The organism is Vibrio sp. J2-3(2022), from assembly GCF_021725735.1.
Taxonomy (GTDB): domain Bacteria; phylum Pseudomonadota; class Gammaproteobacteria; order Enterobacterales; family Vibrionaceae; genus Vibrio; species Vibrio diabolicus.
Map to the genome: position 1 here is coordinate 120,064 of NZ_JAKKCK010000006.1, position 19,185 is coordinate 139,248.

The 19,185-nt window shown below is 45.7% G+C and carries 19 protein-coding genes; 13 read left to right on the top strand and 6 right to left on the bottom strand.

The features are described 5' to 3' along the window. The first annotated feature begins 5 nt into the window (after positions 1-5). The 6 genes from L3V27_RS19645 to pgpA all read left to right on the top strand — a co-directional run bounded on the left by L3V27_RS19645 (position 6) and on the right by pgpA (position 4,691). A complete protein-coding gene (locus L3V27_RS19645; RefSeq protein WP_053811835.1) occupies positions 6-659 on the top strand; it encodes a riboflavin synthase in 654 nt (217 codons plus the stop codon). Positions 660-832: 173 nt separating this feature from the next. Continuing rightward, positions 833-1,942, top strand: a complete 1,110-nt coding sequence (gene ribBA / locus L3V27_RS19650; RefSeq protein ID WP_005381573.1) for a bifunctional 3,4-dihydroxy-2-butanone-4-phosphate synthase/GTP cyclohydrolase II — start codon at positions 833-835, stop codon at positions 1,940-1,942. Positions 1,943-2,111: 169 nt separating this feature from the next. Then, entirely contained in the window at positions 2,112-2,582 is a 471-nt protein-coding gene (gene ribE / locus L3V27_RS19655) for a 6,7-dimethyl-8-ribityllumazine synthase (RefSeq protein WP_005381572.1), read from the top strand. Beyond that, positions 2,582-3,049: a transcription antitermination factor NusB gene (nusB, locus tag L3V27_RS19660; protein WP_005381571.1), complete on the top strand. Its 468-nt coding sequence runs from the start codon at positions 2,582-2,584 to the stop codon at positions 3,047-3,049. Before ribE ends, nusB begins: the two co-directional genes overlap by 1 nt. 78 nt (positions 3,050-3,127) lie before the next feature. After that, positions 3,128-4,093, top strand: a complete 966-nt coding sequence (gene thiL / locus L3V27_RS19665; protein WP_237312577.1) for a thiamine-phosphate kinase — start codon at positions 3,128-3,130, stop codon at positions 4,091-4,093. A gap of 91 nt (positions 4,094-4,184) precedes the next feature. Then, positions 4,185-4,691, top strand: a complete 507-nt coding sequence (gene pgpA / locus L3V27_RS19670) for a phosphatidylglycerophosphatase A (RefSeq protein ID WP_150916388.1) — start codon at positions 4,185-4,187, stop codon at positions 4,689-4,691. Between the two features lie 46 nt (positions 4,692-4,737). Here the strand turns inward: pgpA and dxs are convergent, their stop codons facing one another. Genes dxs through xseB form a run of 3 tightly spaced genes read right to left on the bottom strand, consistent with a single transcriptional unit; the run spans position 4,738 to position 7,772 of the window. Beyond that, complete coding sequence (gene dxs / locus L3V27_RS19675; protein ID WP_237312579.1) at positions 4,738-6,603, bottom strand: 1-deoxy-D-xylulose-5-phosphate synthase; 1,866 nt, start codon at positions 6,601-6,603, stop codon at positions 4,738-4,740. A 20-nt stretch (positions 6,604-6,623) separates the two neighbouring features. Beyond that, positions 6,624-7,508: a (2E,6E)-farnesyl diphosphate synthase gene (gene ispA / locus L3V27_RS19680; RefSeq protein ID WP_005391389.1), complete on the bottom strand. Its 885-nt coding sequence runs from the start codon at positions 7,506-7,508 to the stop codon at positions 6,624-6,626. Positions 7,509-7,529: 21 nt separating this feature from the next. After that, positions 7,530-7,772, bottom strand: coding sequence for an exodeoxyribonuclease VII small subunit (gene xseB / locus L3V27_RS19685; RefSeq protein WP_005381566.1), 243 nt, complete (start codon positions 7,770-7,772; stop codon positions 7,530-7,532). 263 nt (positions 7,773-8,035) lie between these two features. On the opposite strand from xseB, the gene pomA reads away from it, so the two are divergent. From pomA to rlmM, 7 genes are all read left to right on the top strand, one after another. Beyond that, positions 8,036-8,797, top strand: a complete 762-nt coding sequence (gene pomA, locus L3V27_RS19690) for a flagellar motor protein PomA (RefSeq protein WP_005381564.1) — start codon at positions 8,036-8,038, stop codon at positions 8,795-8,797. A gap of 14 nt (positions 8,798-8,811) precedes the next feature. Next, on the top strand, positions 8,812-9,759 hold the full coding sequence (locus L3V27_RS19695; RefSeq protein WP_074190973.1) for a flagellar motor protein MotB: 948 nt from the start codon (positions 8,812-8,814) through the stop codon (positions 9,757-9,759). 211 nt (positions 9,760-9,970) lie between these two features. Then, positions 9,971-11,419, top strand: a complete 1,449-nt coding sequence (gene thiI / locus L3V27_RS19700) for a tRNA uracil 4-sulfurtransferase ThiI (protein ID WP_031780206.1) — start codon at positions 9,971-9,973, stop codon at positions 11,417-11,419. Between the two features lie 511 nt (positions 11,420-11,930). Continuing rightward, positions 11,931-12,851, top strand: a complete 921-nt coding sequence (locus L3V27_RS19705) for a transcriptional regulator GcvA (RefSeq protein ID WP_005391378.1) — start codon at positions 11,931-11,933, stop codon at positions 12,849-12,851. Further along, positions 12,832-13,455, top strand: a complete 624-nt coding sequence (locus tag L3V27_RS19710) for an alpha/beta fold hydrolase (RefSeq protein ID WP_104971354.1) — start codon at positions 12,832-12,834, stop codon at positions 13,453-13,455. Before L3V27_RS19705 ends, L3V27_RS19710 begins: the two co-directional genes overlap by 20 nt. After that, positions 13,445-13,843, top strand: a complete 399-nt coding sequence (locus L3V27_RS19715; RefSeq protein WP_005391376.1) for a DUF423 domain-containing protein — start codon at positions 13,445-13,447, stop codon at positions 13,841-13,843. Before L3V27_RS19710 ends, L3V27_RS19715 begins: the two co-directional genes overlap by 11 nt. Next, the gene (gene rlmM / locus L3V27_RS19720; RefSeq protein ID WP_005391375.1) at positions 13,840-14,931 is read left to right on the top strand and encodes a 23S rRNA (cytidine(2498)-2'-O)-methyltransferase RlmM; all 1,092 of its coding nucleotides are present in this window, start codon (positions 13,840-13,842) and stop codon (positions 14,929-14,931) included. The genes L3V27_RS19715 and rlmM overlap by 4 nt, the downstream gene beginning before the upstream one ends. 107 nt (positions 14,932-15,038) lie before the next feature. Here the strand turns inward: rlmM and xni are convergent, their stop codons facing one another. The 3 genes from xni to L3V27_RS19735 form a co-directional block, all read right to left on the bottom strand. Next, positions 15,039-15,821 (bottom strand): flap endonuclease Xni, encoded by a 783-nt coding sequence (gene xni, locus L3V27_RS19725; protein WP_005391374.1) that lies wholly within the window; start codon positions 15,819-15,821, stop codon positions 15,039-15,041. A 58-nt stretch (positions 15,822-15,879) separates the two neighbouring features. Then, on the bottom strand, positions 15,880-17,256 hold the full coding sequence (gene ppnN, locus L3V27_RS19730; protein WP_005391372.1) for a nucleotide 5'-monophosphate nucleosidase PpnN: 1,377 nt from the start codon (positions 17,254-17,256) through the stop codon (positions 15,880-15,882). 290 nt (positions 17,257-17,546) lie between these two features. Continuing rightward, a complete protein-coding gene (locus L3V27_RS19735) occupies positions 17,547-19,112 on the bottom strand; it encodes a GGDEF domain-containing protein (RefSeq protein ID WP_237312581.1) in 1,566 nt (521 codons plus the stop codon). Positions 19,113-19,185 lie beyond the last annotated feature (73 nt).

A 19,185-nucleotide genomic window follows, 5' to 3' on the forward strand; every position in this document is an offset into this window, starting at 1 on the left:
ATAGTATGTTTACAGGAATAGTAGAAGCAGTTGGCAAGTTAGCTGCGATTACGCCGAAGGGCGAAGACATCACCGTCACAGTTGAAACGGGGACTCTTGATATGTCAGACGTTAAGTTAGGCGATAGCATCGCGACCAATGGTGTTTGCTTAACGGTAGTTGACTTCGGAAGCCATTATTACAGTGCTGATCTGTCATTAGAAACCTTGAAGAAAACTGGGTTTGCTGAATACCAAGTAGGCGATAAGGTGAATCTAGAAAAAGCCATGTTACCAACAACGCGATTGGGGGGACATATCGTTTCTGGCCATGTCGATGGGGTTGGTGAAATTGTCGAACGCAATTTAGTTGGCCGCGCGATAGAGTTTTGGGTTGCAATGCCTGCGGAAATTAGCAAGTACGTCGCAGAGAAAGGCTCGATTACCGTTGATGGTATTAGCCTAACTGTCAACGACTTACGTAAAAATGCTTTTAAGCTGACGATCGTTCCTCATACGAGTGAAGAAACTACGATTGACCAGTTTCAAGTGGGACGTAAAGTAAACTTAGAAGTTGATGTACTTGCTCGTTATATGGAGCGTTTACTGCAAGGACAGCAAGAAGATAAGGCCGAGTCTCGTATCACGATGGACTTTTTACAGCAAAACGGTTTTGCATAAGTCTTGGGAGTGGCTGCGTGAGGCATGCGATAAAGAGCAGACTCACAGAACACCGCGAGATTCATTGACTTGCTTGGTGCAAAGCTCAAACTATTGACCTAACTAGCATTCACTGCAACATGATTTTTCATTGCTGTCGCAATAACAAATTTAGAATAACGGGAAAACAGACTATGCCAATCAGTACGCCACAAGAAATTATTGATGATATTCGCGCAGGCAAAATGGTCATCCTAATGGATGATGAAGACCGCGAGAATGAAGGTGACTTGATCATGGCTGCCGAGCATATTACGCCGGAAGCCATCAACTTTATGGCAACCTATGGCCGTGGCCTGATTTGTTTAACCATGACCAAAGATCGTTGCGAAAGCCTAGGTCTGCCACCAATGGTGCAAGACAATAATGCGCAATACACAACCAACTTTACTGTTTCGATTGAGGCGGCAGAAGGGGTAACGACGGGTATTTCAGCCGCGGATCGCGCACGTACGGTTCAAGCGGCAGTCGCGCCAAACGCCAAAGCTGCGGATTTGGTGCAGCCTGGTCATATCTTCCCGCTCGCGGCCCAAGATGGCGGCGTACTGACTCGCGCTGGTCACACTGAAGCTGGCTGTGATTTGGCTCGCCTTGCTGGTTTAGAGCCTGCATCGGTGATTGTTGAGATCTTAAATGACGACGGCACCATGGCTCGTCGCCCTGATCTAGAGATCTTTGCAGAGAAGCACGGTATTAAATTGGGCACTATTGCCGACCTAATTGAGTACCGCAATAACACTGAGACAACGATTGAACGTGTGGCAGAGTGCAAGTTACCGACAGAGTTTGGCGAGTTCACGTTAGTCACGTACAAGGACACCATTGATAACCAAGTGCACTACGCAATGTGCAAGGGCGATTTGAAAGAAAAAGCGCCACTGGTTCGCGTACATCTTCAAGACGTTTTTACCGACTTACTACGTAGCGATCGTAATGCAGAGCGCAGCTGGACACTAGATAAGGCAATGAAACGCATTGGTGAAGAAGGCGGTGTGCTGGTTGTTCTTGGCCATGAAGAATCGACCGATCTACTTATTCATCGCGTGAAGATGTTTGAAGCGCAAGACAAAGGTGAAGCACCAACGCTTGCTAAAAAACAAGGCACGTCTCGCCGTGTTGGTGTGGGGTCACAGATTCTTGCGGATCTCGGTGTACATGATATGCGCCTTCTGTCATCGACCAACAAAAAGTACCACGCATTAGGTGGTTTTGGTCTGAACGTGGTTGAGTACGTCTGCGAGTAACAACCGAACAATAAGTTCCTAGTCTTTTACGCACTCAACTCGTCAATGGCTAGGAACCGGTGATTTGCCTCCAATTTCCATTAGATATTGCTCACAAATTTGTGCTAGAATCCGGCGATTCTCACTTGATGAACATATTTCACTTATAAATAGAGTTAAAGGAAAGCTTATGAAAGTGATCGAGGGTGGCTTCCCAGCGCCAAATGCAAAAATTGCTATCGTTATTTCTCGTTTCAACAGTTTTATTAACGAAAGCCTACTTTCTGGTGCGATCGATACACTAAAGCGTCACGGACAAGTAAGCGAAGACAACATCACGGTTGTGCGTTGTCCAGGTGCCGTAGAACTACCTCTAGTAGCTCAGCGTGTTGCTAAAACTGGCAAATTCGACGCTATTGTTTCTCTAGGGTCTGTTATTCGCGGTGGAACGCCTCACTTTGACTATGTTTGTAGTGAAATGAACAAAGGTCTAGCACAAGTGTCTATGGAATTCAGCATTCCAGTAGCATTTGGTGTTTTGACTGTTGATACGATCGATCAAGCGATTGAACGCGCAGGAACCAAGGCTGGTAATAAAGGTGCAGAGGCTGCACTAAGCGCACTTGAAATGATTAATGTACTATCTGAAATTGATTCCTAATGGGGGCCAGTGTGAAACCAGCCGCACGTCGTAACGCACGTCAATTCGCTCTACAGGCGATCTACTCATGGCAAATTACTAAAGAGAATGTTGCCAAGATTGAAGAACAGTTTTTGTCTGGCGACAAATACGATGAAGAAGAACTTCATGCATCTGAGCCAGCGCTTGCTGCTCCAGAAACAGACGTAGCTTACTTCCGTGAACTACTAAGCGGTGTTGTACTTAGCCACGCTGAGCTAGATAGCAAAATTCGTCCATACATCTCTCGTCCTATGCAGGATTTAGATATGATGGAACTTGCTCTTCTTCGCCTTGCTATGTACGAGATGACTCGTCGCGAAGATGTTCCTTACAAAGTTGTTATCAATGAAGCGATTGAACTTGCAAAAGTCTTCGCAGCAGAAGATAGCCACAAGTTTGTGAACGGTGTACTTGATAAAGCAGCACCTCACATTCGTAAGAAATAACGATTTCTTCAATGAAAAGGTCAGCACATGCTGACCTTTTTTGTATCAAAAGCTTTTACATCAAAAAGTAAGTGAATTATGTCTGGTGAATTTAATCTGATAGACAAGTACTTCGTCGGTCGTCAGAGCCAACGTAAAGATGTCCATCTAGCAGCTGGTGATGATTGTGCTTTAGTCAAAGCGCCAGCTAATGTTCAGATTGCGATTAGCACGGATACATTGGTAGCTGGAACGCATTTCTTAGCCGACGCGAACCCAGCATGGGTCGCACACAAAGCATTGGCTTCTAACATCAGTGATTTGGCTGCGATGGGCGCAACGCCTGCGTGGGTGAGCTTTGCATTAACGATGCCCGAGCCAGATGAAGAATGGCTGGCTCCTTTCTGTGATGCATTTTTCGAACTGGCTGATTACTATGGTATCCAGTTAATAGGCGGTGACACCACCAAAGGGCCATTGTGTCTGACACTAACGGTGCAAGGTTTTGTACCTGAAGACAAAGCGCTCACGCGATCCGGCGCAAAGCCTGGGGATTGGGTATACGTAACGGGAAACCTTGGCGATGCAAAAGCTGGCTTGGATGTGATTCTAGATGGCTCTCTGCGCAGCAGAGTCGGCGCGGAAGCACTAGAGCGAGCTCATTACCTTAGTTCTCCGCGTGTGCTTGCTGGACAAGCTCTTGTTGGCTTAGCCTCGTCGGCGATAGATATTTCAGATGGTTTAATCTCTGATATTAAGCACATTTTACAGCGATCTCAGGTTGGGGTGAGTATTGATGTCTCTCAGCTACCGATCTCTTCAGAATTAGTCCAGTTTTTAGATGATAAGATCAGCGCGCAGCAGTATGCTTTAGCAAGTGGCGAAGAATACGAGTTGTGTTTTACCGTGCCGGAGCAAAATCGAGGCTCGTTACAAAGCGCTTTATCTCATACTGGCTGTAAGGTCACATGTATTGGTCAAATCCGACCAAATGGAACCTTCGAGCTGCATGATAACAATCAACCACTTGATTGGGACTTAAGTGGCTTCGACCACTTTAAATGATCTGAGCTAAGCTCTAGCCAAGAGCCTGTTACTATTGAGCAGCTCACAGGCATGACGATTGAAACCAAACTAGCAGTATAGGTTTAAGGATATGACCAACCCTCTTTCTCTGATTTCATTAAAGAACCCGTGGCATCTATTGGCGACGGGTTTTGGCAGTGGATTATCCCCGTTTATCCCAGGAACAATGGGGACACTGGCGGCCGTGCCCTTCTTTTTGTTGTTGGCGCAATTGCCATTTACGGCGTATGTCATTGTTGTTCTGATTTCGTGTGTGATCGGCATTCAAATCTGCCAAGTGACGTCTGCAGACATGAAAGTACATGATCATGGTTCAATCGTATGGGATGAGTTTGCGGGTTTTTGGATTACGATGAGCATCGTCCCTGCGCTAAATATTCCGTTGACCGAGTGGAAGTGGTTGCTCACTGGCTTCATCTTGTTCCGTTTTTTCGACATGGTAAAACCGTGGCCAATTGGGTGGCTAGATAAGCGAGTTCACGGTGGGCTGGGTATTATGGTTGATGATATCGTGGCGGGAATTATGGCCGGTGTTGCCCTGTTTCTAGTCGCAAAATACGCTGGCTGGATGAATTAAACGCTGGACATAAAAAAGGGATGCCATGAGCATCCCTTTTTAAATTCTATTTTGCTAAATAATCCAAGATGGATTTTTCAATCCCTTTTGCATCGAGACCAAGCTCTTCATGCAGTTCATCTTGTGTTCCTTGATGAATAAACTCATCGGGTAAGCCTAGGTTTAAGACTGGCTTAATGATTTTATCTTTCATCATGAACTCAACGACACCTGCACCTGCACCACCTGCGATAACATTTTCTTCTAACGTCACGAGCACGTCATGATCTGCAGCTAATTGACGAATTAATGCTTCATCGATCGGCTTCACAAAGCGCATATCAGCAACAGTGGCGTTAAGGTATTCTGCCGCTTCTAGCGCGTTACCCAAGAAAGTACCAAAGTTCAGAATAGCAACTTTTTCACCTTGGCGAACCATGCGTCCTTTACCGATTTCTAAAGCCGTAAACTCAGTTTCGATTTCTACGCCCATCCCGCTACCGCGAGGGTATCGAACCGCACTAGGGCCAGTATGTTTATGGCCAGTGTAAAGCATTTGTCGACATTCGTTTTCGTCACTTGGCGCCATGATCACCATGTTCGGAATACAGCGCATAAAGCTTAGATCGAATGCGCCTTGGTGAGTTTGGCCGTCTGCACCAACGAGACCTGCACGGTCGATAGCGAACATTACTGGTAAATCCATGATCGCGATATCGTGGATCAGTTGGTCATAACCACGTTGCAAGAAAGTCGAATAGATAGCTACGATTGGATGATCGCCAGCAATTGCCATACCTGTTGCAAGTGTCACAGCGTGTTGCTCAGCAATCGCCACGTCAAAGTATTGGTCTGGATATTCTTTTGAGAAACGTACCATACCAGAGCCTTCGCGCATTGCTGGCGTAATTGCCATTAGCTTAGGATCTTGGGCCGCCATATCACATAAAAAGTCACCAAAGATCTTTGAGTAAGTTGGCTTACCGCCACTGCTTTTCGGTAGACAGTTATGCGTTGGATCGAACTTAGGAACACCGTGGTAGCCGATAGGATCTTTCTCGGCAGGCTCATAACCTTTGCCTTTCTTGGTCATGATGTGCAGGAACTGAGGACCTTTGAGCTCACGCATGTTTTTTAGCGTTTTGACGAGTTCATTGACGTCGTGCCCATCAATCGGACCAATGTAATTAAAGCCGAACTCTTCGAACAGAGTACCAGGCACTACCATGCCTTTGAGGTGCTCTTCCGTACGGCGAACCAACTCTTTAATAGGTGGAACACCAGACAGCACTTTCTTACCGCCTTCACGGATAGAAGTGTACAAGCTGCCAGAAAGTACCTTAGCAAGGTGGTTATTCAGCGCGCCTACGTTTTCTGAAATCGACATTTCGTTGTCGTTCAAAATCACCAACATATCAGGATGAACGTCGCCAGCGTGGTTCATGGCTTCGAATGCCATGCCTGCTGTAATTGCGCCATCGCCAATCACACTGACAATTTTACGACCTTTGCCTTCTTTTTGTGCGCTGATGGCCATGCCAAGACCTGCACTAATCGATGTCGAAGAGTGACCGACAGATAAGGTGTCATATTCACTTTCTTCACGCCAAGGGAAAGGGTGTAGACCATCCTTTTGGCGAATTGTTGGCATTTTATCGCGACGTCCGGTGAGGATTTTATGCGGGTAAGCCTGATGACCAACATCCCAGATCAATTTGTCGATAGGGGTGTTGTAAACATAATGCAGAGCGACAGTTAGCTCCACGGTGCCTAAGCCAGACGCTAAGTGTCCGCTAGATTGGCTCACTGAATTTAGCAGATACGTTCGCAGTTCATCACACAGATTTGGTAATGTTTCTTTCGGAAGGAGACGTAATTCTTCCGGTGTATTTGCTAACGCCAGTGTTGGGTACTTTGAAATATCAAGAGTCATATAAATGCGCGCTTATAGTGTTAATTTTTGCGCTCGATGACATATCGGGCGAACTCTTCGAGTAACTGAGTATTGTATGGGATAGCTTCCAATGCTTGAAGTGCTTCCTGTAACAGAGTGTGAGCTTTCTCTATGGCTCCCTCTAAACCCAGCAGGGAAGGATAAGTGCTCTTATTCAGACCTTGGTCGGAACCTTGAGGCTTACCCAGTGTTTCTGTGTCACTGATGATATCAAGAATATCGTCTTGAACCTGAAACGCCAAACCAATTGCTTTTGAGTAGCGCTCCAAGTGAGGTAGAACCTCGATACCTTTCTCACCAGCAGCTAATGCACCTAATTTTACCGCACAATCAATCAGAGCTCCGGTTTTTTTACGGTGTATCTCTTCCATTTCTTCAAGAGAAACTTGGCGATTTTCCGCGCCTAAATCTAAGGCTTGTCCAACACACATGCCGTTGGCGCCAGAAGAATGCGCCAACGCTTTGATCATGTTGATGCGTTGAGTCTCGGCTGCCGGGTTTAATTGACCATCGGCAATAATGGTGAAGGCGAGAGTTTGTAGTGCATCACCTGTCAGTATTGCGGTTGCTTCATCAAACTTAATATGACAAGTTGGTTGACCTCGACGCAGTTCATCATCGTCCATGGCTGGCAGATCATCATGAATGAGTGAGTAGGCATGTATACATTCGATAGCAGCGGCAGGAGTATCTAAGTCTTCTGGTTTACAGCCGAGCATTTGACCTGTGATGTAAACAAGAAAAGGGCGAACGCGTTTTCCACCTAGCAAAAGGCCGTATTTCATTGCTTGAATCAATGGCTGCTCTTGATATGGAAGCTGATCGAGCCACAAGTTCAATTGCTGATTGTTTCTTTGTTGAAAAGACGTCAATGTCTGTTGCATCACATTGCTCACTACTGATGGTTATTCTGAATCTGGTTTGAAGTCACTCAGTGGTGCTTCATCATCTTCGCTAAGAAGAATACTTACGCGCTGTTCGGCGTCGCTAAGTTTAGTTTGGCCGGCACGAGCTAAGGCAATGCCTCGTTCAAACTTACGTAGAGCATCATCTAGGGCAAGATCGCCATTTTCTAATTGATCAACCAAGCTATCAAGCTCTTCAATGGTTGCTTCGAAGGTCATGTTTTCTGGTTTCTTGACCGCCATCTTTTTTCTGCCTTAATCAAGCCTTGGAGAAGATGCACGAAAGTTACCTTAGCCTAGTAACTTGGTCAAATTTAACCTTATATAATTGTCACAAAATTAGCGTTAAACGAGCCTAAGCGCTGAAACCCCATATTTTGGTTAAGGTTGTTAAGTCTAATTTGTGATCCATTAGCTAAGATTTTTCTAAAAATTCTGCGCGAGTTGTCGATACAGGTAATAATCCGCCCAATGGCAGTATTTGAGTATAGCGTGAGGAGTGCTTTGTGGATTTAGCAACCCTATTAGGTTTGATTGGTGGTTTTGCATTCGTCATTATGGCGATGGTGCTTGGTGGCAGCATCGGCATGTTTGTCGATGTCACGTCGATCCTTATTGTCGTTGGTGGCTCAATATTTGTAGTACTGATGAAGTTCACAATGGGACAGTTCTTTGGTGCAACCAAGATCGCAGGTAAAGCTTTCATGTTTAAAGCGGATGAACCGGAAGACTTGATCGCAAAAATTGTGGAAATGGCCGATGCGGCACGTAAAGGTGGTTTTCTTGCTCTTGAAGAGATGGAAATTAATAACACTTTTATGCAAAAAGGCATTGATTTACTAGTTGATGGTCATGATGCCGACGTGGTAAGAGCGGCCTTAAAAAAAGACATCGCGCTTACGGATGAACGACATACTCAAGGCACTGGCGTATTTCGCGCCTTTGGTGACGTTGCCCCTGCAATGGGGATGATTGGTACCTTGGTTGGCTTAGTCGCGATGCTTTCAAATATGGATGATCCAAAAGCGATTGGACCAGCAATGGCGGTTGCACTCTTAACCACATTGTATGGCGCGATCCTGTCCAACATGGTGTTTTTCCCTATTGCGGATAAGCTTTCTCTGCGCCGTGACCAAGAAACGCTAAACCGCCGTTTGATCATGGATGGTGTATTAGCGATTCAAGATGGTCAAAACCCGCGAGTGATTGATAGTTACTTGAAGAACTACCTCAACGAAGGTAAACGTGCCCTTGAGATTGACGAGTAACTTGGAGAGTAGTGATGGATGATGAAGATAACAAATGCGATTGTCCGCCACCCGGTCTCCCGTTATGGATGGGGACATTCGCGGATTTAATGTCGCTACTGATGTGTTTCTTTGTTCTTCTGCTCTCGTTTTCTGAAATGGACGTACTGAAGTTCAAACAGATTGCGGGATCAATGAAATTTGCCTTTGGTGTACAAAATCAACTTGAAGTGAAAGACATTCCCAAAGGTACCAGCATCATTGCTCAAGAGTTTCGACCGGGCCGACCAGAACCAACGCCGATTGATGTCATCATGCAGCAAACCATGGACATCACTCAGCAGACGCTCGAGTTTCATGAAGGGGAGTCTGACCGAGCTGGTGGCACAAAGCGTGATGAAGGCAAGTTAACCGGTGGTCAATCGCCAGAAACGTCAACGCAAAACAATCAATCTTCAGAAGCGGATATGCAACAGCAGCAATCTGAAGAGATGTCGCAAGAGATGGAAACCTTGATGGAAAGTATCAAGAAAGCCTTAGAGCGAGAGATTGAACAAGGTGCGATTGAAGTTGAAAATCTTGGCCAACAGATTGTTATACGCATGCGTGAAAAAGGTGCATTCCCTGAAGGTTCGGCCTTCTTGCAGCCTAAATTCCGCCCTTTAGTTCGACAAATTGCAGAGTTAGTAAAAGACGTGCCAGGCATTGTGCGAGTATCTGGTCATACGGACAACCGACCGTTGGACTCAGAGCTTTATCGTTCTAACTGGGATCTCTCTTCTCAGCGCGCCGTATCGGTTGCACAAGAGATGGAGAAGGTGAGAGGCTTCTCTCATCAACGTTTGAGAGTGCGAGGCATGGCAGATACTGAACCATTGTTGCCGAATGATTCTGATGAAAATCGCGCGCTTAACCGACGGGTTGAAATCAGCATCATGCAAGGCGAACCACTATACAGTGAAGAAGTGCCTGTAATTCAATAACTAGACTTTAGTTTTAAGTCAGTAGAGAGATAAGAAAGCGAGCAGATTGCTCGCTTTTTTTGTTTTTCCAATCCGCTTGGGTGTATAATCTTGCGCCTTAAAAGTGAGCTCAGACTACTTTTTGTGACTGAAACGCGGTTTTACTGCGTATGAAGCATTGAAGTTGAGTGTCACTCTTTGTTGATTGCGAAACTAACCTGCGAATTAGACTATGAAATTTATTGTAAAGCCCCATCCAGAAATTTTTGTAAAAAGTGAATCTGTGCGTAAGCGCTTCACAAAGATTTTAGAGTGCAACATTCGTAACATCATTAAGAGCCGCACGGAATCTGTCGCGGTATTCAACCGTCGTGATCACATTGAAGTGACCTCTGAGAGTAACGAATTCCACGCTGAAGTTCTTGAGGTTTTGACTCATACACCAGGCATTCACCACGTACTGGAAGTGAAGCAGACCGAATTTAAAGATTTGCACGATATCTTCGAACAAGTACTGGAGCTAAATCGCTCTGCACTCGAAAATAAAACCTTTGTTGTACGTGCGAAGCGTCGCGGTAAGCACGACTTTACCTCTATCGAACTAGAGCGTTATGTCGGCGGTGGTTTAAACCAAGCGATTGAGAGCGCAAGAGTTAAGCTGCAAAACCCAGACGTGACGATCAAGGTGGAAGTCTCGAACGATAAGCTAAACCAAGTGCTGGCTCGTCATAAGGGTTTAGGCGGCTTCCCACTGGGCACGCAAGAAGACGTGTTGAGCTTGATCTCTGGTGGTTTTGACTCTGGTGTTTCTAGCTACCTTCATATCAAGCGTGGCTCAAAAGTACATTACTGCTTCTTTAACTTAGGTGGTCCAGCACACGAAATCGGCGTTAAGCAGGTTTCTCACTACCTATGGAACAAATACGGTTCTTCTGCAAAAGTACGTTTCATTTCAGTTGATTTCGAACCTGTGGTTGCGGAAATCCTAGAGAAAGTCGATGACGGCCAAATGGGGGTTATCTTGAAGCGTATGTTCATGCGTGCAGCAGGCATGATCGCTCAGAAGATGAAGATAGAAGCATTGGTGACTGGCGAAGCGCTCGGTCAGGTATCGAGCCAAACGCTAACTAACCTCCGCCATATCGATAACGTAACGGACACGTTGATTCTGCGCCCACTTATCAACTGGGATAAAGAAGACATCATTAACCTAGCACGCGAAATCGGCACAGAAGACTTTGCGAAGACTATGCCAGAGTATTGTGGTGTTATTTCTAAGAAGCCGACAGTAAAAGCGATTAAAGCGAAGCTAGAAGCGGAAGAAGAGAAGTTTGACTTTAGCATTCTTGAGCAAGTAGTTCGTGATGCACGCATGATGGACATTCGTGATATCGCGAAAGAGTCTGAGCAAGCAGCACCAGAAGTCGAGCAGGTTGAGGCGGTAGAAGAGCACGCGGTTGTGCTAGATATTCGTAGTCCTGAAGAGGAAGACGATAACCCGCTCGAAATCGAAGGTGTGGATGTGAAACATATCCCATTCTACAAGTTGGGTACACAGTTTGGTGATTTAGACCAATCTAAGACATATCTATTGTACTGTGACCGTGGGGTGATGAGCCGTCTGCAAGCACTTTACTTGCAAGAGCAAGGCTTCAATAACGTAAAAGTTTACCGCCCATAGTTGACTGATAAAAAGACGTTAAAAGGCGCAAATTGAGACATCAATTTGCGCCTTTTTTGTTTTTGATCGCGTTACAGCTAATCATTACTTAGCATAATGTTGAGGCTTATCGCAAAGCCATACACTTTGTGTTGATATAACGATAATTAATCCGAAAGAAGAGTAATAAAGTGATGTTGCTGCCAGATATGCGGATGAGATTTTCGATAGATAAAAAAACACCGCCTAATTTAGGCGGTGTAACAAATTTGACAGACAGGTCAAAAATAAATACAGGAAGTATATGTTTTGTCACAGGGAGTGTGGACAAAACATTATGGTAGAAATCTACCTAACTCGAAATACGAGTTTGCAAACACAACATCGCAACAACGAAGCCAATTGATTTCCAAAGAAATCAAGCCGTTCAGGCTCGTGTTGCGGGGTGAAATATAGAATTTATCTGGCTGTTCGACAACGGACATTTTATAATGTTTCAGATTAAAAAAACTAATCCTATTTGAGGTCCCATATGTCTCGCAGATTGCCTCCATTAAATTCGCTTCGAGTCTTCGAAGCGGCTGCTCGCCATCTCAGTTTTACGCGAGCGGCAGAAGAGTTGTTTGTTACTCAAGCCGCGGTCAGTCACCAAATTAAAGCACTCGAAGAGTTCTTATCGTTGAAGCTCTTTCGTCGCCGTAATCGTTCGCTATTGTTGACAGAAGAAGGACAAAGTTACTTTCTCGACATCAAAGATATTTTCACCTCGATTGCCGAGGCGACAGATAAGGTATTGGAACGTAGTGAAAAAGGGGCATTGACGATCAGTCTACCGCCGAGTTTTGCTATCCAATGGTTGGTGCCTCGTTTGGCCGATTTTAATGCTCAAGAGCCAGATATCGATGTACGTATTAAAGCTGTGGATATGGATGAAGGTTCACTGACTGATGATGTAGATGTGGCTATCTACTATGGCCGTGGGAATTGGCCGGGTTTGCGAGCGGATAAATTGTACCAAGAGTTTCTGATCCCACTTTGTTCACCTTCGTTACTTTTAGGCAACAAACCATTAGAATCTCTAAGTGACCTCAAATTACACACTTTGTTACATGATACTTCGCGTAAAGACTGGAAGCAGTTTGCGCGTCATTACAACATCGAAGGTATCAATGTAAACCACGGTCCTATTTTCAGTCACTCGACGATGGTGCTACAGGCTGCTGCGCATGGTCAGGGGGTTGCGCTTGGTAACAACGTACTCGCCAAGCCAGAAATGGAAGCTGGACGACTCATCGCGCCATTCGACGAGGTGTTGATCTCCAAGAATGCATTCTACGTGGTGTGTCATGAACAGCAGGCAGATATGGGCCGAATCGCAACGTTTAGAGACTGGATGTTAGCGACCGCGAGAAAAGAGCAAGAGGAAGTACTAGATGAGCCAATGGATAGTTGAGGGACCTGAAAGCGGTCCTCTATTTATCTTTGCCCATGGCGCTGGAGCGGGGATGGAACATGATTTCATGACCGCCGTTGCCAAAGGATTAGTTGAGCAAGGAATTCGCGTGGTGCGATTTAACTTCCCGTATATGATTAAGCGAGCGGAAGATGGGAAAAAGCGCCCACCAGATCGTGCGCCAAAACTGTTGGAAGCCTATGAAGAAGTGATTGCTCACTTTACCTCTCAACCTATTGTCATTGGTGGCAAGTCAATGGGTGGTCGCATGTCGAGTTTACTGGCTGAAAATGAGCTGGTGGCGGGCATTGCCTGTTTAGGGTTTCCATTTCACCCACCGGGAAAACCAGAGAAATACAAAGGCGAGCACTTAGCAACTATTGAGAAACCTACGCTGATTCTACAAGGGGAGCGAGACACCTTTGGTAAGCGTGAGGAGTTCGATGACTTTGTCCTTTCATCGCAAGTTAAGGTGAGTTTTTTACCCGATGGTGACCACAGCTTTAAACCGCGCAAGAGCTCAGGCCATACCGAGGCGGGTAACATCGAGCTCGCGGTAGAGCAGTTAGCGGCGTTTATCAAAGGGGTGTACCGTGAAAAGTAAGTGGTTACTCTCATTTTCTGGTCTGTCTGGGCTGGTTTCTGTCGCTCTAGGTGCCTTTGCTGCACATGGGCTAAAAGCTCAGCTGGCTCCGTATTTGCTTGGCGTATTTGAGACCGGAGTGTTGTACCAATTTATTCACACGCTGGCGATTGTGTTTTGTGCGGTTTTATTGCTATTGAATTTGGGACAAAAAGCACAAAAATATTTTTTCATTGCAGCGATTTGCTTTATCATCGGCATCTTTTGTTTTAGCGGCAGTCTTTACGCACTGGCGCTGACAGGCATTAAGTGGTTTGGCCCGATTACTCCAATGGGAGGATTGCTGTTCATGATTGGTTGGTGTCTGTTCTTTTTTGCTGCGTTCAATATCAAAGAGGTCTCCAAGTGAAACAACTAATGCTCTATTGCCGTTCTGGCTTTGAGAAAGAGTGTGCTGGTGAAATTCAGGACAAAGCGACACAGCTGGAAGTGTATGGCTTCCCTCGTGTGAAGAGAAACTCAGGTTATGTTGTCTTCGAGTGTTACCAAGATGGAGATGCGGACAAACTTGCGAGAGGTTTGGACTTTAAGTCGTTAATCTTCGCTCGCCAAATGTTTGCGGTAGCGGCTGAGTTTCAATCGCTGCCAAGTGATGACCGCATTAGCCCAATTTTGAATGAGCTAGCAGACATTGAAGCGTTTCCTCGCTGTGGGGATTTGAGAATTGAAACTCCGGATACGAATGAAGCGAAAGAACTACTGAAATTCTGCCGTAAATTTACTGTCCCAATGCGTCAAGCGTTGCGCGGTAAAGGTTTAATGTTGAACAAAGACAACGCGAAGAAGCCAGTACTGCACATTTGTTTTGTGGAGCCTGGCCACTGTTATGTCGGTTATTCTTACACTGACAATAACTCTCAGTTCTTCATGGGTATTCCTCGCCTTAAGTTCCCAGCAGACGCCCCAAGTCGTTCAACGCTTAAACTGGAAGAAGCATTTCACGTCTTTATTCCACGTGAAGAGTGGGATGAGCGTTTGGCTCCAGGAATGTGGGGGGTCGATTTAGGGGCATGTCCAGGCGGTTGGACGTACCAACTGGTGAAGCGCTCGATGTTCGTTCACTGTGTCGATAACGGCATGATGGCAGACAGCTTGATGGAAACCGGCCAGATCAAGCATCATATGGTGGATGGTTTTAAATTCGAACCAGACCGTAAGAACGTAACATGGATTGTTTGTGACATGGTAGAAAAGCCAGCTCGTGTTGCTCACCTTATGGGCCAGTGGCTGTTAAAAGGTTGGGCGAAAGAGGCAATCTTTAACCTTAAGCTGCCAATGAAAGGCCGCTATGACGAGGTGCTGCAAGACCTTGAAAACCTGAAGCAGTTCCTGATTGATAATAAGGTAAAGTTCAGACTACAAGCTAAGCATTTGTATCATGATCGTGAAGAAATCACGATTCATATCCAGTGTCTATCGAACATTTCGCCGTATTAATTCTATCTCCTAGTCATTTGGGGATAGTCCCGAGAATAGAAAAAGCGCCTTCAAATGGCGCTTTTTTATTGTCTGAGAGCTTTATGGTTTGAAACCATCATCAGACACTATTCCGCCTTATTTGGTCCTGTAAAGCGAATGTCCTGTAAGTTAAAGCCGAGTTCAATGTCGCACTTTAAAGCCGCGACGCGTTTACATAAGCGTGCAGACTCAATGTGCTCGTCTAATTTTTTACGGTATTTCGGTGCGAGGTCTTCACTGGCGTAGGCTGCTTCAATATTCTCAAACTGAGTAAGAATCTCTTTCGCCGCTTTCGGTCCAATGCCCGGAACCCCTGGCACTTGACTAGAGCTGATCCCCGTTAACCCCCAATAATCGGCCAGTTGGCTCGGTTTTACGCCGAACTCTTTTTCGATAAACGGTTCATCTAACCAACGATGTTGGAAGTAATCACGGATCTGTAGGGTAGGAGAAAGCAGCTGACAGTAGCCTTTATCCGTAGAAACGATGGTGACTTTTTCACCATGACTGGCCACTTTCGTCGCGAGAGTCGCAACCAAGTCGTCCGCTTCATCGCCTTCAGAAAGCAATGAATCAATACCTTGTTCCCACCATGCTTGCTGAATCGCATCTAGACCTTGCATCAGTGGTTCCGGCATTGGTTTTCGGTTTTGCTTATAGTCTGGGAGAATCTCGGCTCGCCATCCTCTGTCTTGTTCATGGTGATCGAAAACCGCGATGATGTGTGTCGGGTTGGCTTCTGACAGAATGCGAGTGAGGGTTCTTTGTGTCGTGGTGATGGTTCTTGCTATGTCGGTTGGATCCGGTTGTGCAGAGTGCACACGGCGGATCAGATTTAGGGCATCAATAATAACAAGGTGAATAGACATAATGACTTAGCAATAAAAAAGGGGCGTAATGCCCCTAGTGTAACGAATGCTAGCCTGACTATCGACCACCAATTTCTGGGTGAGCGATGCGATAACACGGTTCGTAGTCTGAACCGCCAGGTAATTTCATTCGGTGTTGTTCGACAAAGTCTTGTAGTAACTTATCGAGCTTTTTCATTAGCACAGGATCACCGTGAATGGTGAAAGGGCCTCGACGTTCGATTTCTCGAATGCCTTCGGCTTTGACGTTACCAGCAACGATACCGGAGAAGGCTTGGCGCAGGTTGGCCGCTAAGACTTGAGGTTCTTGATCTAAGCTTAAATCCAATTGCTCCATCGACTCATGAGTTGGATCGAATGGTAACTGGAAGTTAGGCTCGATTTTTAATGACCAGTTAAAGCTATAAGCGTCGCCTTTTTCTTTTCGGTGAAGGCGTACAGAGTCCATTGAGCGCTTCATGATACGTGCCACTTCTGCCGGATCGTCAATGACGATCTCGTAATGCTTTTGACCTTCTTCGCCAAGTGTATCGCGAACAAACTCGTCGATAGAGCGGAAGTACTCTTCACTCTCTTTTGGTCCTGTTAACACGATAGGCATTGGTTGATCGGCGTTGTCTGGGTGCATCATAATGCCAAGAATATACAGCAACTCTTCTGCAGTACCCGGACCACCAGGGAAAATCACAATGCCATGCGCCATACGTACAAAGGCTTCCAAACGCTTTTCGATGTCTGGCATGATAACCAGCTCATTCACGATTGGGTTTGGTGGCTCGGCTGCAATAATCGAAGGTTCGGTTAAACCAAGATAACGTTGCTGAGTATAACGCTGCTTCGCATGTCCGATAGCGGCACCTTTCATTGGCCCTTCCATCGCACCAGGGCCACAACCCGTGCAGATATTAAGTTCACGCAAGCCAAGCTCGTTACCGACTTCACGTGTGTATTGATATTCCACGCCATTGATAGAGTGACCACCCCAACACACGACGAGGTTTGGCTCGATACCTGGTGTGAGTGCTCTGGCATTACGCAGAATACCGAACACGAGGTTAGTGATGTGAATTGGGTTCGTCAGGTTGAGTCGTTGTGCGTCTGCTAAATGCATATTGACATAAACGATATCGCGTAACACGGAGAACAGATGCTCTTGGATACCTTTAATTATCTCGCCATCGACAAAGGCGTGTTCAGGTGGGTTAGTCAGCTCAAGCTTAATACCACGCTCGCGGCGCACTACGTTGACATCAAACGACTGGTGTTTATCGAGCAGCTCTTTCGAGTTATCGGTATGACTGCCGGAGTTCAACACCGCTAACGTGCAGTTGCGGTACAGTTGATAAAGTTCACTCGAGGCCGTGTTTTTTAAGCGCTCTACTTCTAATTGAGATAGCAAGTCCATGCTACCAGCGGGGCTTATATGGGTAATCATAACGCCTCCTTGTGTTGCATTATTTTGAGGGAAAGTACCAACTCACCTTTTTGGGTTATACGTATGGTTTGATGAAAGGCAGTTGGCCGATTTGGTTTTATGGTTATTGACTCCCAAGCAACCTCAAGATGGTACATTCGCGTTCTGTAAATGCATCATCTTGAAGTGACTTGGGTTTTTACAGCTTAGCAGACTGAAAGGGAAGAAATGTGATAACTCGTTGAAAATGGGTGGTTATAAAGCGTAAATTGCGCCAATTCTGGTTTGTTTGTTCGATTTTTGTACGAAGTCTAGCTCCAGTTAAGCTGATTTGTTCCACGTTTTTTAGCGTCCGCAAGCATCTTGCCGAGTCGATCGAGTACATACTCTGGCGTATCGGACTCTTTAAAAGAGGTCGACACAGCCGCTAGGGTGATCATGATATTTTGCTCACGGAACTTAAATGGTAATTGGCTAATATCACGCTGGATATGTTTAATGAGATCCAGTGTGTATTCTTCAGATTGTTCTGGAACGAGTAAAATAAACTCTTCGCCACCAAAGCGAGCTACCGTTTCAGTTTCTGATACGCGTTTATTAATGGTGCGAGCGATGATCTTCAACGCTTTATCACCAGCCGTATAGCCATAGCTGTCATTCACCGCTTTGAAGTTATCAACGTCAAACAACACTACACGCAGGTTCTGTTGAGAGCGAATCCAACGGCGATACTCTAGCTCTAGTCGATCATTAAATGCGGTGCGGTTATAGACTTTAGTCAGAGGGTCGAGCAACATGCGTTGAGCTTGGTCATCTAAGCGTCGACGATGATCTTGGGTGGTTTCAAACACGGCTTCGAGCTGGTTCTTACTGTAATTCAAACGCTCTTGCAGCGCTTGTTCTCGTTCTTCCGTCATTTTAAGTCGCTCTGTCAGCGACGCCATTTTCGCAAGTAACGGGGCGATTTCTTTTTTTACATCGGCTAGATCTTGAGCTTGGTCGAGCGATAGTTGACTCAATTCAACCAGACTGTTCATTTCTTTGTTGAGCTCTTGGCGGTGCTCAAAGTAGGTATGATGTTGGTCGACGTTCTGATGAACTGTTTTTAGGTTATTTGCGAGAGAAGTGTTCAGCTGATCAAGGAATTGGCTAGACGCTTCGCGCTCGAACTTTGTTGCTTCGACAACCAATTTCAGCGTTGAGAGCGTAAGCTCAATGAGAGATTCTGCACTCACGCCAAGAAGCAGCTTAGCCCGAATATCGAGCAATCGATCTCCCGTTTCTCCCTCAAAATCCAGCTCGGTGATGGTATGTTGTAGATCGCTGGCTAAGCACTCAAGTTGAGACTTATCAGGATTATTCTCAAACTCACTGAGATGCAAACGCGAGTTGGAAGTGATGATTTTCAGAGCGCGTTCGTAAATGCTCAGTAGCTTAGTGGCTTGATCGGCTTTATTGCTGGCATGAGCTTCTGAGAAACTCATTAAGTTCCGTAGTTCACGTTTTAACTGCGCAGGTAAACCTGTGACACGTTGGAGTGTTTCACCACTGTGTTTGATTTGTTCGTCTAAGTAGCCGTTCTGTTTGTCCATCGTCTTCGACTGCTGTTTGAGCATTCTCTCTAATACCGCTAAACGTGGGATAAGAGTACTGATATCTTTTTGATGTTGCAGCTCTTGTTGGATTTCAAACAGGTAATTGGATACCTGGGTATTCGAACCCTGGCAAGCTGAAGACAATGATGCCACAACGCGTTTAAGAACTTGTTGTTCACGTTTGAATTTGAGTGAAGTATCACGATGTGTCAGTCTGAGTTGGTCAAGTTGACAACTCAGCTGATGAAGCTGCGACTGAATATCGGATTCCAAGATTCCCATGAAGTGACTACGGTTAAGTCCATGTACTACTGACAATTATCCGATAATAACAAAAAACGTTATAGCGTCATTA

Bases quoted from the DNA above. Each gene is read 5' to 3' on its own strand.
- L3V27_RS19645 (WP_053811835.1), top strand. From the start codon at position 6: ATGTTTACAGGAATAGTAGAAGCAGTTGGCAAGTTAGCTGCGATTACG.
- ribBA (WP_005381573.1), top strand. From the start codon at position 833: ATGCCAATCAGTACGCCACAAGAAATTATTGATGATATTCGCGCAGGC.
- ribE (WP_005381572.1), top strand. From the start codon at position 2,112: ATGAAAGTGATCGAGGGTGGCTTCCCAGCGCCAAATGCAAAAATTGCT.
- nusB (WP_005381571.1), top strand. From the start codon at position 2,582: ATGGGGGCCAGTGTGAAACCAGCCGCACGTCGTAACGCACGTCAATTC.
- thiL (WP_237312577.1), top strand. From the start codon at position 3,128: ATGTCTGGTGAATTTAATCTGATAGACAAGTACTTCGTCGGTCGTCAG.
- pgpA (WP_150916388.1), top strand. From the start codon at position 4,185: ATGACCAACCCTCTTTCTCTGATTTCATTAAAGAACCCGTGGCATCTA.
- dxs (WP_237312579.1), bottom strand. From the start codon at position 6,603: ATGACTCTTGATATTTCAAAGTACCCAACACTGGCGTTAGCAAATACA.
- ispA (WP_005391389.1), bottom strand. From the start codon at position 7,508: ATGCAACAGACATTGACGTCTTTTCAACAAAGAAACAATCAGCAATTG.
- xseB (WP_005381566.1), bottom strand. From the start codon at position 7,772: ATGGCGGTCAAGAAACCAGAAAACATGACCTTCGAAGCAACCATTGAA.
- L3V27_RS19695 (WP_074190973.1), top strand. From the start codon at position 8,812: ATGGATGATGAAGATAACAAATGCGATTGTCCGCCACCCGGTCTCCCG.
- thiI (WP_031780206.1), top strand. From the start codon at position 9,971: ATGAAATTTATTGTAAAGCCCCATCCAGAAATTTTTGTAAAAAGTGAA.
- L3V27_RS19705 (WP_005391378.1), top strand. From the start codon at position 11,931: ATGTCTCGCAGATTGCCTCCATTAAATTCGCTTCGAGTCTTCGAAGCG.
- L3V27_RS19710 (WP_104971354.1), top strand. From the start codon at position 12,832: ATGAGCCAATGGATAGTTGAGGGACCTGAAAGCGGTCCTCTATTTATC.
- xni (WP_005391374.1), bottom strand. From the start codon at position 15,821: ATGTCTATTCACCTTGTTATTATTGATGCCCTAAATCTGATCCGCCGT.
- ppnN (WP_005391372.1), bottom strand. From the start codon at position 17,256: ATGATTACCCATATAAGCCCCGCTGGTAGCATGGACTTGCTATCTCAA.
- L3V27_RS19735 (WP_237312581.1), bottom strand. From the start codon at position 19,112: ATGGGAATCTTGGAATCCGATATTCAGTCGCAGCTTCATCAGCTGAGT.